Below are 14,306 nucleotides of genomic sequence, written 5' to 3'. Positions count from 1 at the left end.
TGCTAATAGTGCTGGTCGGTAAGCTCGAGATTGAGCGAGCCGTCGATGGTCAGGTAATCCATGCGCGCGTGGAGCATGCCCATGAGCCGGGCGATCTCCTCGTTGCTCATGCCCTCAAGCCAGGCGAAGCGACGCTTGAACTCGTCGGCCAGGCACACGGCGTCGACCCAGAAGCACTTGTCCGCCGGGGTTTCGTTGTTGGCGCGCTCGCCGCACAAAATCTGCCGGGTCTTGGTCAGAATCTGCTCGTTCTGCACCTTTCTGTCCCAGCTGCGGGAGTGGAACTGCCACAGGCAGTTCTTCATGATGTAGTTCTCCATCTCGGCCATGCGGGTCTTCATGAGGTCTTCCATTGCGCCCCCCTATTCCGCCACGGCCGTCTGCCGTTCAAAGGCCGGGTAGGTCTTGCCGCGCAGCTTGGCCAGGCTGTCATACTGGCCGCTGTACGGGCGCATGTCGGTTGCGTTGCGCACGTCCTCGGGCAGGTCCGCGTCGGAGAGCATGCGCGCGGTGGCGAAGCCCTTGTCGCCGGGAATCTCGTCCTTGCTGATGTCGAGCAGGGCCAGCTGGTGAATGGGCGAGTAGATGGCGTTGTAGATGTCGCGCGCAAAGCGCACCCAGCCTTCCCAGCCCTTCCAGGGGCCGTTGTGGTAGGCGTGGGCGTTCAGGTAGGGCACGCGGATCTTCTTGGCCACCTCGCCGGGGCGCTTGCCCGTGAAGATGATGTCCGGCTTGAGCGTCTCCATGGCCTCCAGGCCCTCCAGTTCGTTGGGGTCGTCGATGGCCAGCGCCCCTTCCTCGCAGCGGGAGATGCCCTTCTCCATGTCGCCCTGGTGGCCGAACTTGGTGTAGACCGAAACGACCTCCACGCCCATTTCCTCGTGGATGACATGCGCCCAGTGCCACAGCTTGGAGCCGCCGGGCCACAGGCAGACCTTCTTGCCCGTGAGCCTGGCCTTGTACCAGTCGAGCTCGGGCTTCCAGCGCGCGGTCTCCTCGTCGATGATGGCCTGGGCGCGCTCCTCGATGCCGAAGAACAGGGCGATCTTGCGCAGGGAGTTGGCCAGCGGCTCGAAGCCGAAGCCGTCGATGTCGAGCCGGGGGATGCCGTAGCGCACGCGCAGCTCGTTGCAGATGTATTCGGCGGAGCGCGCGCATTCGAGCACGTTCAGGTGGGCCCGGTGCATGCCCCGCAGGTCGTCGTACGAGCCGTTGCCCGTGAAGGTGGAGAGCACCTGCACGCCCATGCGCTTGAAGAAGTCGGTCATGACCTCCTGGTCGCCCTGGATGTTGTACTCGCCCACGTAGTTGATGACGTGGTCGCTGGTGATCTTGGGCTCGAAGGTGCCCACCTTCTGGTTGATCCAGGCGATGTTGATCTTGTGGTGCCCGCCGGACTGGCTGGGCCCGGCGAAGCCGGGCGAGTTGCACACGAAGATGTCCACCTCGGGCAGTTCTTCCATGACCTCCTGGGCGATGGCGTTCAGGTCGTCGCCGATGAGCGCCGAGGCGCAGGTCTGGTAGATGGTCATGCGCTTGATGTTCGGGAAGGCCTTGAAGGCCTCGAGGATGTTGCTCTTGAGCAGCTTTTCCGCGCCGAAGACGACATGCTTCTCCTTCATGTCCGAGGCGAAGGTGTACTTGAGCTGGAAGTTGTCGTTGTCGCTTATGTAGCGCTTGGTCTGCCACGTGTCGTAGGTGCAGCCTATGGGCCCGTGGCTCAAGTGGATGACGTCCTTCATGGGCGAGCCGATGACGTGCTTGGCGCCGCAGTAGGCGCAGCCGCGCTCGGAAATGGTGCCGGGTATGGTGTTCAGGTAGCCAAGGGGAAGAGCCGATGTCAAATCTTCGCCCGGGCCCTTTATGACAGCGTGCTTCTTCCGCTCCGGGATGCACTTGCTGCATTCAAACTCATGATATGGCATAGTTCGCTTCTCCTTGGCGCGTCTTACAGAATGGCGCTTTCACCGGTTTCGTCCGTGCGCACGCGGACGGCGTCCTCGATGGGGCAGATGAAGATCTTGCCGTCCCCTATCTGCGCGGTCTGGTTGGCCTTGACCACGGCCTCCACCACGGTGTCCACGTTGGCGTCGGGCACGATGATGGAGAGCATGCGCTTGGGGATGTACTTCATGCCGCCGGACTTGCCCTGGCCGTGCAGCTCGGTGGGGATCTCGCAGGCTATTTCGCCCGCGATGCCGCGCTGGTGCCCGCGGCCCAGCACGGAGACGGCCAGGAAGCAGGGAAAGCCGGTGGCCTCAAGCGCTTCCTTTGTGGCCCGCACCTTCTTGGGGCGGATGATGGCGATTATCTCCTTCATGGCGGCACCAGCCTACAGGCCCTTGAGGCCGGTGCGCACGGTGATGGCCTGCTCGACCGAGGTGACGAAGATCTTGCCGTCGCCGAAGTTGCCGGAATAGGCCTTGTACTTGATGAGCTTCAACACCTCTTCCAGGGCGTCGTCCTCCACCACCATCATGATGAGCGTCTTGGGCAGCTCGTCGTAGTGCACGTTGCCCACGGTGATGCCCTTTTGCTTGCCGCGGCCAAAGGCGTTGATCTTGGTCATGGTGTAGTAGCCGGCCTCGGCCAGGCCGTCGGTCACGGCCTCGGCGGAATCGGGGCGCACAATGGCTCGAATCATCTTCATACGCTGCTCCTTTGCGTCCTTGGTTCCGGGTTAGTCGGAGATGCCGTACTTCACGACCATGGCCTCAAGCTCGTCCATGGTCAGCGGCTTGGGGATGACGAAGTTGGTGTTCTCAATGATCTTGCGGCCAAGCTCCTTGTATTCCAGGGCCTGGTTCTCGGTGTCGTCGTACTCGGTCACGGTCTTCTTGTTGAACTCGGCCTTCTGCACAATGTTGTCGCGCGGGACGAAGTGGATCATCTGCGTGCCGATGGACGCGGTGAACTCCTCCAAAAACTCGCGCTCGCGGTCCACCTTGCGGCTGTTGCAGATGACGCCGCCAAGGCGCACGCCGCTCTGCTTGGCGAACTTCAAAAGACCCTTGCAGATGTTGTTGGCGGCGTAGATGGCCATCATCTCGCCGGAGGCCACGATGTAGACCTCCTGGGCCTTGCCGTCGCGGATGGGCATGGCGAAGCCGCCGCAGACCACGTCGCCCAGCACGTCGAAGAACACGAAGTCGAGGTCCGAGGTATAGGCGCCGTTGGCCTCCATGAGGTCGATGGCGGTGATGATGCCGCGGCCCGCGCAGCCCACGCCGGGCTCTGGCCCGCCGGACTCCACGCAGTTGATGTTCATGAATCCGGCCTTGATGACCTTGTCGTTGGTGACCTTTTCCGCGCCCTGGGTGCGCAGCACGTCCATCAGGGTCTCCTGGGGCTTGCCGCCCAGAATCAGGCGGGTGGAGTCGGCCTTGGGGTCGCAGCCGTGGATGAAGACCTTCTTGCCGTGAAAGTGCGCCAGCGCGGCGGCGGTGTTCTGGGTGGTGGTGGACTTCCCGATGCCGCCCTTGCCGTAAATCGCGATCTTGCGTGTCATGTCAGAACTCCTTTGCTGTGCATCAGGGCCCCAGGATGGAAGCGCCCTCGTTGGGAGGGATAAAGCGATTAGCGTGCCACCAAGGGCCCGACACGGGGGCTGCAATACCGGTGATTGTAAGTATAGTATACTGTAATTATTTGATTTATCAAGAGGCGCCGAAACGCGACGCATGGGAGGACGGAATGCGGACGCCAGCCGCGAACGCCTCGGGCGCGGGCCTTGGCGGGTAATTTTCGGGGAAGTTTGCGGCGGGTCGCGGCGGCCGGGCAGCCGGGCTGAAAGCGCTGCCGCCAAGCCCGCCGCGAAGTGACGCAACAGGGCGGAAGCGGCAGGGCGCATGCAGAGACACATCGGGCAGGTTCTGGCTAACGAGCCGGTTTTAAATGATTTTGACGCAAACGGCGCATGTTTTGGGAAATGTTCCGATCCGTAGATTCCGCATTTTCGCCTCCGTCCAAGCCGGGGCCGCAGGCGCGGCGCGTGTGGGCAGGTGGCCGTTGCGGGGGCGGGAGGCGGAGCAAGGCGAAAGGAACGCGAGAGACGGGCGCGCGCCAAGCACATGCAGCAAGGGCATGCGCATGGGCCGGGTGCAAGCGGACGAGGAAGGGCGGGCGTCGAAGGGGGGGGAGAGAAGAACGGAGCGGGTGCGGTGAAGGGTCGCAACGATCCCAAAGACAATGGCTGTCCAGGTGACTGGGGCAGGCGAAACTCCTCGGTCGGTTCAGGCTGCCCGCGGGCCGGGTCAGGTCTGTGCGGCTTCGCCCCCGCGGCCCTTGCGGAACGCGCCGTAGCGCAGCTGGTGCTTCTTCATGCGCAGGCCCATGCTGCGATAGGTCAGACCCAGCTCAAGCGCGGCCTTGCTGGCGTTGCCCTGGTTGCGGCGCAGGGCCTCGACGAGCATCTCGCGCTCAATGGCCCCGAGCTTGTCCTCCAGGCCGCCGCTCTCGTGCCCGGCCGGGGCGGGCGGTTGCAGCGCTTGCGGCAGATTGTAGCCGTGGATGGCGTCGTCCTCGGTCAGAATCACCGCGCGCTCGATGACGTTCTCCAGCTCGCGCACGTTGCCCGGCCAGGAATGGTTCATGAGCATGTTCAGCGCGGGCGTGGTGATGCGCGCCACGGGCTTTTCCGTCTCGCGCGCAAAGCGCGCCGCAAAGTGCTCGGCCAGGGTCACTATGTCGCTGCCGCGCTCGCGCAGGGGGGGCACCACAAGGGGAAACACGTTGAGCCGGAAGTAAAGGTCCTGGCGAAAGGTCCCGCGCTCCACCATCCCGGCCAGGTCCCTGTTGGTGGCGGCAATGACCCGGATGTCCACGTTGACGGGCTTGTTGCCGCCCACGCGCTCAAAGGACTTCTCCTGCAGCACGCGCAAAAGCTTGGCCTGAACGCCCAGGGACATCTCGCCCACTTCGTCGAGGAAGATGGTGCCGCCGTCGGCTTCCTCGAAGCGGCCCTTGCGCAGCTGCGCGGCTCCGGTGAACGAGCCCTTTTCGTGGCCGAACAGCTCGCTTTCCAGAATGCTCTCCGGCAGGGCCGCGCAGTTGAACTTCACCAGCGGACCGCCCGGATTGAAGCCCTCGAAGTGGATGGCGCCGGCGATCATCTCCTTGCCCACGCCGGATTCGCCCAAAAGCAGCACCGTGGTCCTTGTCTGGGCCACCTTGTGCATCAGGGCGAAGACCTCCATCATGGGCTTGGACGAGCCGATGATGTTGGAGGGCTTGAAGCGCGCGCGCAGCTGAACCATGAGCTCCTGATGACGCTCTTCCCACTGCACCTTGTCCACATGCTCAAGCAGATAGAGCTCCACGGCCTGGGCCAGCATGTTGGCGGCCACGGTCAAAGCGCCCAGGCGCTTGCGCATCAGCTCCTCGTCGTCGAAGGGGAGAATGGCGCTGATGCTGCCAAGGACCTTTTTGCCTCGCTGGATGGGCACGCACAGGAACGCATGGTCGCGGTCCTCCGGGCGGGAAAGGCAGCCCGTACGGTTCAGAAAGGCGGGCTCGTCGCCGATGCGCGGCACCAGAATGGGCCGGGCCAGATGGTCCACCTGCCCGGTGATGCCCTCGCCCGGGAAATACACGCCCCGCGCCCGTTCCTCCTCGGTCAGCCCCAGACATTTGTGGATGAAGATGCAGCCGGTCTCCCGGTCGTGCAGGTTGATCATGGCGCGCTCCACGGCCATGTCCGCCCGCATGTAGTCCAGCAGCGACTCCAGGGCCAGGGAGAGGTCACCCTGTTCCGAAACGGCCCGGCACATCCGCAGCAGCAGGGGCACGATTCTGCCGCGGCACGCATCGGCGTGGCACTCCTTGGTGCGCGGGTCGCAGTGTTTGCTGGTGCCTGCGGGGCAGGCGGTCCCGAAGGGCAAGCTACTGCTCCCGCCGCGCTGGCCGCGTCGGCCGGGCTGGCCCCGGGCATGCGCGCCTGAGAGCGTTTGTGCGAGCTGTCCGCAAGGACACGGGCGGGGTTTCGGGAATATCAGGCATGGCTGCGTCGTGCATGGAGCCTCCGACGCATGTCTATACAAGAGTTGTGCCGAAGGGGTAATGCCCAAGCGTGGCGCAGGAATCACGTTGCATAATGTAATTGTACGCGATGCAATTGTGCCATTTCTGTGCACATTGAGAAGCGTGTTATGGCGTCATTGTAAAAGACGCATGCGTCAGTCACGGCAATAATACATTCAGTGACAAATGCATTTGTCGACACGCTTCATGCAATATCGGTGTGTTGCCGTGGCGCGCCCGCGCCGCCCGTTCCGGAACGCGCCGCTACATTTCGCTCCAGGGATGTCCGGCCAGGGGCGCATAGCCCTGGGCCTTGGCCTGCAACTCCAGGGGCAGCATGGTCAGCGCGGCCACGTCGGCGTCCGGCACGTCCACCATCTCGCCCGCGTCCAGGCAGAGGACAAAGGTCTTGCAGCGTTTGCAGGCGTCGGCGCGCTCATGGGGCCGCGCCGGGTCGCGCAGCACCACCAGCTCCTCCGGCTCCTCGCAGCCGCAGGCCGGGCACGACACGCGCTTGACCGTCCATTCCGTGGCGCAGCACGAGCAGCGCAAAAAGCGCCGTCCGCCGTGGGCCTGGATGAATTCCGTGTCGTCCTTGACGCGCCGCAGCGCGCTCATGTTGGGAGCGCCGCCGCAAACCGGGCACATGGCCTGCCGCCACGACAACTCCAGAGTCGGCGCGGCCAGATCCTGGGCCTGGCGCTCCACAAAGGGCCGCACCAGTTCGGCGGCGGCGAAAATCAAGGTTTCGGGGCTGACGCCGGGCACGCTGGCGGTTTCGCCGAAGCCGATGGCGGCCAAGGTCTCCGGCGCAAGCGCGCCGGTCTCCACGGCGGCGAGCAGGGCGCGCAGTTCATCGGCCACGGCCGGAAACGACTGCGCCATGACCGGCAGCAGCAACCCGGCCGCCGCGGGCAGCTGGGCGCTCATGTCCTGAAAGCCCTGGCCGTGCTCCATTTGCGCCAGCACGAAAACGCCCTGGCAGAAGCGCTCGGCGTCGAAGGCCGGGAGCGGGCCGGTCCAGCCCGGAGCGCTCTCGCGCAGTGTTGCGCGCGCGGCGAAAAGCGGGCCAAAGGCCGCAAGCAGGGGCGCCAGGGCCGGCAGCTCCGCGTTGGCTCGGGCGAGCGCGGTCTCGATGGCGCGCAGGGACGGGGAATCCTGTGTGGCGGTGGACGCGGGGCTGGTCATGAAGGCTCCTTGAGGCGTTGGTTCTTGGAAAGGGCGGGGCCGCCCGGCTCTGGAGTGCCGGACGACCCCGCGTCTCTTGGAAGGCGTCTTGTCCCGTTGATGCCGTTGTTAGCCCTGCAACTGCTTGGCGGACTTGCGCAGCGGCGCGAGAAGCCCGGCCAGCATCTCCTGGCGGGTCATGCCCGGCGCGCCCTTCATGGCGTCGGAGGCATCGGCCACGGCCAGCTTGTGGTACTTGTTCGGCGCATCGGCCACCAGGTAGATGACCGAGACGCTTTCCATATCGCACAGCTGGGCTTTGGGGAAGTCCTTCTGCACGGCCACCAGGCGTTCGGCCGCGAGCTTGAGCATGTCGGCCCGCTCGCCGAAGCTCATGGCGCCCATGGCGCAGCTTTTGACGCACATGGGCAGCCGGTTGGCCTTCACGCGGTCGATGCACATGTCGCATTTGACGATGCGCTTGGTCTTGGGATCCTTGCGCGGGATGTCGTACGGGCAGGCCGAGCGGATGGTCTCGAAGTCGTCCTTGGCCGTCTTTTCGGTGTAGATGATGGCGCCGGTGGCCTCATCCCTGATGATGGCCCCTTCCACCGAGGCGCCGCTCATGCAGGGCGCGTCCAGGCAATGGCGGCACTGGTCGGGGAAGAAGTACCATTTCACGGTGTCGCCTTCCAAGTGTTCGGAAAAGCGCACCAGCTTGAAGTTGTAGTGCGTCAGGTCGGGCGGATTTTGATGCGTGCCGCGCTGTTTGGTGGGCACGGCGGGCATGTTCTTCCACTCCTTGCAGCCCACCTGGCAGCCCCGGCAGGCGGTGCAGCGCGTGGTGTCTATCAAAAATGCCTTGGGCATGGTTTTGCTCCTTGCTTGATCGGGCGGACGCGCGTTTGCTGTGGCTTGGCGCGCCCGCCCGGTTGCGACTGCGGGTTGGCGATTACAGCTCGGTCACCTTGGTGGCCTTCTTCACATTCACCAGACAGGCCTTGTACTCCGGTATGGTGGTGTTGGGGTCACCAACCGAGGTGGTCAGCCTGTTCGCCGCATCGCCGCATTTGGGCTTGGTCCAGCCGAAGGCAAAGGGCATGCCGACCAGGTGCACGGTCTTGCCCATGACGGTGAAGGGCCGGATGCGCACCGTGACCATGGCCACGGCCTCCACCCTGCCGCGCAGGCTTTCCACCACGACCACGTCGCCGTTCTTGATGCCTTTCTCCGCAGCCAGCTGCGGGCTCATCTCCACGTACTGCTGCGGTTCGGCCTCGAGCAGGGCCGGGCCGTTGCGCGTTTCCGAGCCGGAGCACCAATGCTCGGTCATGCAGTACGTCGTCAGCACGATGGGGAAGCGCGGGTCGCCGTTCTTGCACAGCACGTCGTACTCGCTGGCGTGAACCTGCTTCATGCACGGATTGCTCATCTGCGCGGAGAAGGGGTTCACGGTCAGCGGAGTCTCGGCCGGCTCGTAGTGCTCGGGGAAGGGTCCGTCCTCGCGGCCGGGGCCGTAAAGCTGGCCGTGGCCCTCGGTCTGCATGATGAACGGGTAGGGGCCGCCCAGGGCCATGGGCTTGGCCGGGCCGTCGGGCACGTCGCCCACCCAGCCCTTGCCGTCCCACGCGATGACGGCCTTGGCCGGGTTGTAGGGCTTGCCGTTCAGGTCCACGCCCGCGCGGTTGTACAGCACCCGGCGGTTCATGGGCCAGGCCCAGGCGAACTTCGGGTACAGGTGGATCTTGGCCTGCATGGGCGTCTGGGTCAGGTCGCGCCGCTTGGCCAGGTTGCCCTCGGCCTCGGTGTAGCCGCCGCAATACACCCAGCACAGGCTCGAAGTGCTGCCGTCGGCCTGGAGGTTGGCGAAGCCCGGCACCAGCTGGCCCTTCTTGTATTCCTTGTCGCCTATCTTGGTGTCGCGGGTGAAGAAGCCGTTGATCTTCTTGGTGATCTCTTCCGCCACGAACTTTTCGGGCAGGTCGTGCTTGAGGATCGGATCCGGGAGGGCGCCGCCTTCCTTCTTGTACAGGGCGCGCACGCGGCCCATGATCTGGACGAACATGTCGCCCATGCTGCGGCTCTGGCCCAGGGGCTCAACGGCCTTGTAGTGCCACATGTGCCAGCGGCCGGAGTTCGATATGGTGCCTTCCTTTTCCGCGCGGTAGGCGCTGGGCAGCAGGAAGATCTCGGTCTTGCACTTTTTGGGGTCCGCGCCGGGGCGCTTGAAGTTGTCGCTGGTTTCGTTGTGGAACACCTCGCCCACCACCAGCCAGTCCAGCTTGTCAAAGGCCTTGCGGACCTTGTTGGAGTTGGGGAAGCTTTGGCAGGGATTGTGGCCGAAGATGAACCCGCCCTTGATCTTGCCCTGGTACATGCGGTCGAAGAGGAACAGGTGCGAGCAGTCCTGGCCCGGGTCGAGCTTGGGCAGCAGGCCGTAGCAGAAGTCGTTCTCCTTGGTGGCGTTTTCGCCAAACCAGCCCTTGAGCAGGCTGACGATGTACTTGGGCCGGTTGCCCCACCAGTTGACGCTCAAGGGATCGACGGTCTTGGGCGTGTTGGCCTTCTGGTAGTCTTCCAGGGTTTTCCACGCCGTCGTGGGCGCGTTGTGGTAGCCGGGCATATAGCCGTAGAGCAGGGCATGGTCGGTTGAGCCCTGGACGTTGGGCTCGCCGCGCAGGGCGTTGATGCCGCCGCCGGCCACGCCGAAGTTGCCCAAAAGCAGCTGGATGATGCCGGCCAGGCGGATGTTTTGCACGCCAACGGTGTGCTGGGTCCAGCCCAGGGCGTAGAGCATGGTGCCGGCCTTGTCGGGCTTGCCCGTGGCGCTGAAGGCCTCGTACACCTTGAGCAGGTTATCCTTGGAGACGCCCGTCACCTGGCTCACGAGGTCCAGATTGTAGCGCTCGTAGTGGGCCTTGAGCACATTGATGACGCAGCGGGGATGAGCAAGCGTCTTGTCGCGCTTGACCATGCCCTTGTCGTCCTTCTCAAAGGCCCACTGACTCTTGTCGTACTTCTTTTTCGCCGCGTCGAAGCCCGCAAACAGGCCGTCCTTGAAGGAGAACTTCTCGCCCACAAGGAAGCTGGCGTTGGTGTAGTTCAGCACGTATTCGGAGAAGTAGAGCTTCTTGTCCAGGATGTACTTGCACATGCCGCCCAGGAAGGCGATGTCCGTGCCGCTGCGCAGGGGAACGTGATAGCTGCTGCGCGCTGAGGTGCGCGAGAACTTGGGGTCCACGTGGATGACCACGGCCCCGGCCTCTTTGGCCTTAAGCACCCAACGGAACGAAATGGGATGGTGTTCGGCAGCGTTGCTGCCCATGATGAGCACCGCATCGGCGTTCGCGATGTCGGTGTAGTGCTGAGTCATCGCGCCGCGTCCAACCGACTCTGCCAGAGCCGGTACAGTGGGGCTGTGTCAGACTCGCGCCTGGTGGTCCATGTGGACGATGCCCAGGCTTCTCAAAGATTGGTGTGCGACGGAGCATTCCTCGTTGCTCATCTGCGAGGAGCCGAGGGAGAAGATGCTCTCCACGCGGTTGACTTCAACGCCCTCGGCGTTCTTCAGCATGAAGTCCTTGTCGCGCTGGTCCTTCACCTTGCGGGCGATGCGGTCGAGCATCCAGTCCCAGTCCTTCTCCACCCACTTGGCGCTGCCGGGAGCGCGGTACATGGGCTTGGTGAGCCGGTTTTCGCTCACGTGCAGCGAGCGCAGGGCCGCGCCCTTGGCGCACAGGCCACCCGCGCTGATGGGGTAGTCCGGGTCGCCCTCGACGTTGATGATCTTGCCTTCCTTGACGTGCACCAGCGTGTTGCACCCGCAGGAGCAGAACGGGCAGATGGAGATGACCTCTTTGCTGCCCTCGATTTTGAGCCCGGCCGCATAGGCCTGGGTGGGCGCGAGATTGACGCCCAGCTTTGACAGCCCGAGTGCGGCTGTGCCCGCCCCGAGCAGTTTGATGAATCCTCGACGTGATACGCTCATGAACCCTCCTTGTGTCTTCCGCTTGGACTCCGGCCGAAAGGGCGGAGTCCTGCCCTCCTCTTGGGGCTTATTATGCCATTACTGACACAGGCAGGTTTTTTCGTCAAAGTTTATCTAATTATTACGATATGTTTTGTGTAGCACATATCCGCTTTCGGCAATGGCTACATAAAATGCGGGGAATTTCAGGGGAGAAGCGAAAGCCGCCCTGTCACGCCGCACCGCATTTTGGTGTCAGTTCAAGGACAAGATCTCGCAACTCGACCGGGATGACCTGCGAACATATAGGGTTGATGCTGAAAAACCGTTTTGCGGCGCAAAGCGCATTCGCGCCGCGAAGGGGACAAGGGAGGTTGCCGATGGCCTTGAACAGTGCATTGTTGTCACCCGCGAGGCCGCTGCCTTCCGGCGAGGAAGCCCAGGGCCCGCAGAACGAGCGCCTAACCAAAGCAGGCCAGCCACGGTCCGTGCCGCGCCGGTCGAGCGGCCCGGCCGCCATCCAGTCCGAGGCCGCGTCCTTTCAGCCGCAGTCGCCGTATCATCCCATCATCCGCCTGCACCTGTGGCTGGAGGACGGGGGCGAGATGTTCTTCGGCATCGGGCGGGCCCAGCTGCTCTTCAACGTGCAGCAGCAGGGCTCCATCAAGAAGGCCGCGGCCAGCATGGGCATGAGCTACCGCGCGGCCTGGGGCAAGATCCAGCAAAGCGAGCAGGCCCTTGGTGTCAAGCTTGTGGAGAGTCGCGGCTCCAAGCGGGATGGCGTGCGCCTGACTCCGGCCGGAGAGGACATCGCGGAGATGTTCCTGGCCTGGTTTACGGTGGTGGAACGTTGCGCGTTGTCCTCCGCCGCCTCGATCTTCCCGTTCCGCGTGGCCGGGTTCGGACAAGAGAACTCCTGAGCCGCGGCCAGCGGCGCAAAAATCACATGCAACGCGCCACGGGCTGAGCCGCAAAGCGCCCAGTTTCCAGCACTGGCGTCCGCGCTGCGGCCTTCCGGATTCCAACCGCGTCCTTGCGCATCTCACTGCATCCGTTGCGCACACCTCTGCCATCCCTCCATTCCTCCCCTTCTTTGCCGCATCACAGGCCCACGCTTCATCATGAAGAACAGCAAAATGCGCGGCCAGTCCAAGGCGCTAATCCTTGCAGTGCGTGGTCGAATCCGTAGATGTAACAAGAGTGGTATATAGCGTATCCATATGCCATAGCACGTTATTTTTGTTTACAGGTCTTCGATGTTTGACTAAGTATTTTTGTGGGTATTTTGTGGCAACTATAATGGGAACAGCTAGTTAACCAACGTCGGTTCTTAACGACATTTCGTGGGGTGGGGTATGAAGACAAAGACGAAGCTGGTGGGGCTGGCCTGCATCTTATCGTTCCTGACGGCCCTGCTGGCATTCTATTGCTTGAACGGATTCAGCAAGCTGGCTGACAACACGCAGTCGCTGTACGCCAAGGACCTTTTGGGGCTGGATATGACCCGGCAAATCCAGACGGATCTGCTCATGGTCGTGCGCGAGGAAAAGAACCTGATCCTGTGCGACAACGAGACCGACTGCGCGAAGTATTTCGAAGGGATTAAAAAGGCGCGTACCGAGTTGGAGAAGGACGTTGCCGAACTGGACAAGTTCTTCTACTCCGAGGCGGGCAAGGCGGATATTGCCAGGCTTCGCGCCGCATTGGCCGACTGGCTGAAGGTGCAGGACGAGGTGGCGCGCCTTGGCAACACCACGGACGCCGCCCAGAGCAAGAAGGCCCAGCAGCTTTCCGCCACGGAAGGCCGGGAAAAGATGCGGGTGGTGCGGGAGATTGCGGACGAGCTCGTGGTTCTGAAGCAGAAGGTTGCGCACGAGGAAGCGGAGAAGGCCGCCGCGGCTTACTCCAACGTCCGCATGGTGGCCATCCTCGCCACCCTCGCCTCCATCCTCATCGGCATCGGCCTGGGGTTCTACATGGCGCGCAACATGCTTCGCCAACTGGGCGACGAGCCCGGTTCCATTTCGGACTTGGCCTTGCGCATCGCCGGGGGCGACCTGAACGTCGTTTTCGATCCCAAGCGTCCGGAAGTCGGCGTTTTCGGCGCCATGAAGCATATGGTCGCCACGCTCAAGAGCAAGATCGCCGAGGCCGAACAGAAGAGTATGGAAGCCGCGGAGCAGGCCCGCCTGGCGGAGATCGCCACCACCGAGGCCACCGAGGCCAAGGCCCGGGCCGAACACGCCAAGGCCGAGGGCATGATGCAGGCAGCCACGCAGTTGGAGAAGGTGGTGGAGGTGGTGTCGAGCGCCAGCGAGGAACTCTCCGCCCAGATCGAGCAGTCGAGCCGCGGCACCGAGGTGCAGAGCCAGCGCGTGGGCGAAACGGCCACGGCCATGGAAGAGATGAACGCCACGGTGCTTGAGGTGGCGAAAAACGCCTCTCAGGCGGCGGAGTCCTCGAACACCGCACGGAACAAGGCCATGGACGGAGCCCAGATCGTGGCTCAGGTCGTGGCGGGCATAGACACCATGAAGCACGTCTCCATGACCATGAAGGAGGACATGGGCGTGCTGGGCAAGCAGGCAGAGGGCATCGGCCAGATCATGAACGTCATTTCAGACATAGCCGACCAGACCAACCTGCTGGCCTTGAACGCCGCCATCGAGGCGGCGCGCGCGGGCGACGCCGGCCGGGGCTTTGCCGTGGTGGCCGACGAGGTGCGCAAGCTGGCCGAGAAGACCATGACCGCCACCAAGGAGGTCGGCGCCGCCATCTCCGGCATACAAAACGGCACGAAGAAGAATTTGGACAACGTGGAGCGCGCGGTGACCACGGTCGAGGAGGCCACCGAGTTGGCGGGCAAGAGCGGCGACGCCTTGCAGGAAATCGTGAACCTTGTGGAGGTCGCCACCGACCAGGTGCGCAGCATTGCCACCGCCAGCGAGGAGCAGTCCGCCGCCAGCGAGGAGATCAACCGCAGCATCGATGAGATCAACCGCATCTCCAGCGAGACGGCCAGCGCCATGAACCAGTCGGCCCAGGCCGTGGGCGAGCTGGCCAGCCAGGCCGGCAATCTGCGCGGGCTCATCGACAAGATGAAGAGCGGCGCGTAGGTTCCGGGGGCGGGCCGGGAGGTGTGAACCACCCGGCC

At 63.6% G+C, this 14,306-nt stretch carries 11 protein-coding genes; 2 read left to right on the top strand and 9 right to left on the bottom strand.

Features of this window, described 5'->3' with window-relative positions; genetic code table 11:
* Window positions 1-2: 2 nt before the first annotated feature.
* The 9 genes from anfG to fdnG all read right to left on the bottom strand — a co-directional run bounded on the left by anfG (window position 3) and on the right by fdnG (window position 11,173).
* Complete coding sequence (anfG, locus tag ACYQ4W_RS09750) at window positions 3-353, bottom strand: Fe-only nitrogenase subunit delta (protein WP_459855835.1); 351 nt, start codon at window positions 351-353, stop codon at window positions 3-5.
* Between the two features lie 9 nt (window positions 354-362).
* On the bottom strand, window positions 363-1,925 hold the full coding sequence (gene anfD / locus ACYQ4W_RS09745) for a nitrogenase iron-iron protein, alpha chain (protein ID WP_459855833.1): 1,563 nt from the start codon (window positions 1,923-1,925) through the stop codon (window positions 363-365).
* 23 nt (window positions 1,926-1,948) lie between these two features.
* A complete protein-coding gene (locus ACYQ4W_RS09740) occupies window positions 1,949-2,320 on the bottom strand; it encodes a P-II family nitrogen regulator (protein WP_459855831.1) in 372 nt (123 codons plus the stop codon).
* Between the two features lie 12 nt (window positions 2,321-2,332).
* Window positions 2,333-2,650 (bottom strand): P-II family nitrogen regulator, encoded by a 318-nt coding sequence (locus ACYQ4W_RS09735; protein WP_459855829.1) that lies wholly within the window; start codon window positions 2,648-2,650, stop codon window positions 2,333-2,335.
* 30 nt (window positions 2,651-2,680) lie between these two features.
* A complete protein-coding gene (nifH, locus tag ACYQ4W_RS09730; protein WP_459855827.1) occupies window positions 2,681-3,508 on the bottom strand; it encodes a nitrogenase iron protein in 828 nt (275 codons plus the stop codon).
* A 745-nt stretch (window positions 3,509-4,253) separates the two neighbouring features.
* A complete protein-coding gene (locus tag ACYQ4W_RS09725; RefSeq protein ID WP_459855825.1) occupies window positions 4,254-5,879 on the bottom strand; it encodes a sigma-54-dependent Fis family transcriptional regulator in 1,626 nt (541 codons plus the stop codon).
* Between the two features lie 403 nt (window positions 5,880-6,282).
* Window positions 6,283-7,206 carry a formate dehydrogenase accessory protein FdhE gene (locus ACYQ4W_RS09720; protein ID WP_459855823.1) on the bottom strand — a complete coding sequence of 308 codons (924 nt, stop codon included), beginning with the start codon at window positions 7,204-7,206 and terminating at the stop codon, window positions 6,283-6,285.
* A gap of 108 nt (window positions 7,207-7,314) precedes the next feature.
* On the bottom strand, window positions 7,315-8,055 hold the full coding sequence (locus ACYQ4W_RS09715; RefSeq protein WP_459855821.1) for a 4Fe-4S dicluster domain-containing protein: 741 nt from the start codon (window positions 8,053-8,055) through the stop codon (window positions 7,315-7,317).
* Between the two features lie 82 nt (window positions 8,056-8,137).
* Window positions 8,138-11,173 (bottom strand): formate dehydrogenase-N subunit alpha, encoded by a 3,036-nt coding sequence (gene fdnG, locus ACYQ4W_RS09710; protein WP_459855819.1) that lies wholly within the window; start codon window positions 11,171-11,173, stop codon window positions 8,138-8,140.
* Between the two features lie 467 nt (window positions 11,174-11,640).
* Here fdnG and ACYQ4W_RS09705 point away from each other — a divergent pair, with 467 nt between their 5' ends.
* Both ACYQ4W_RS09705 and ACYQ4W_RS09700 read left to right on the top strand, forming a co-directional pair.
* On the top strand, window positions 11,641-12,072 hold the full coding sequence (locus ACYQ4W_RS09705) for a winged helix-turn-helix domain-containing protein (RefSeq protein WP_459855817.1): 432 nt from the start codon (window positions 11,641-11,643) through the stop codon (window positions 12,070-12,072).
* 435 nt (window positions 12,073-12,507) lie between these two features.
* Window positions 12,508-14,268, top strand: coding sequence for a methyl-accepting chemotaxis protein (locus tag ACYQ4W_RS09700; RefSeq protein WP_459855815.1), 1,761 nt, complete (start codon window positions 12,508-12,510; stop codon window positions 14,266-14,268).
* Window positions 14,269-14,306: the final 38 nt, after the last annotated feature.

This window comes from Humidesulfovibrio idahonensis (assembly GCF_054657715.1).
The sequence above is the reverse complement of the archived record's forward strand: the minus strand, read 5'-3'. Positions and strand labels throughout refer to the sequence as shown.

Coding starts and splice junctions, on each gene's coding strand:
- anfG (WP_459855835.1), bottom strand. CDS start 353: ATGGAAGACCTCATGAAGACCCGCATGGCCGAGATGGAGAACTACATC.
- anfD (WP_459855833.1), bottom strand. CDS start 1,925: ATGCCATATCATGAGTTTGAATGCAGCAAGTGCATCCCGGAGCGGAAG.
- ACYQ4W_RS09740 (WP_459855831.1), bottom strand. CDS start 2,320: ATGAAGGAGATAATCGCCATCATCCGCCCCAAGAAGGTGCGGGCCACA.
- ACYQ4W_RS09735 (WP_459855829.1), bottom strand. CDS start 2,650: ATGAAGATGATTCGAGCCATTGTGCGCCCCGATTCCGCCGAGGCCGTG.
- nifH (WP_459855827.1), bottom strand. CDS start 3,508: ATGACACGCAAGATCGCGATTTACGGCAAGGGCGGCATCGGGAAGTCC.
- ACYQ4W_RS09720 (WP_459855823.1), bottom strand. CDS start 7,206: ATGACCAGCCCCGCGTCCACCGCCACACAGGATTCCCCGTCCCTGCGC.
- ACYQ4W_RS09715 (WP_459855821.1), bottom strand. CDS start 8,055: ATGCCCAAGGCATTTTTGATAGACACCACGCGCTGCACCGCCTGCCGG.
- ACYQ4W_RS09700 (WP_459855815.1), top strand. CDS start 12,508: ATGAAGACAAAGACGAAGCTGGTGGGGCTGGCCTGCATCTTATCGTTC.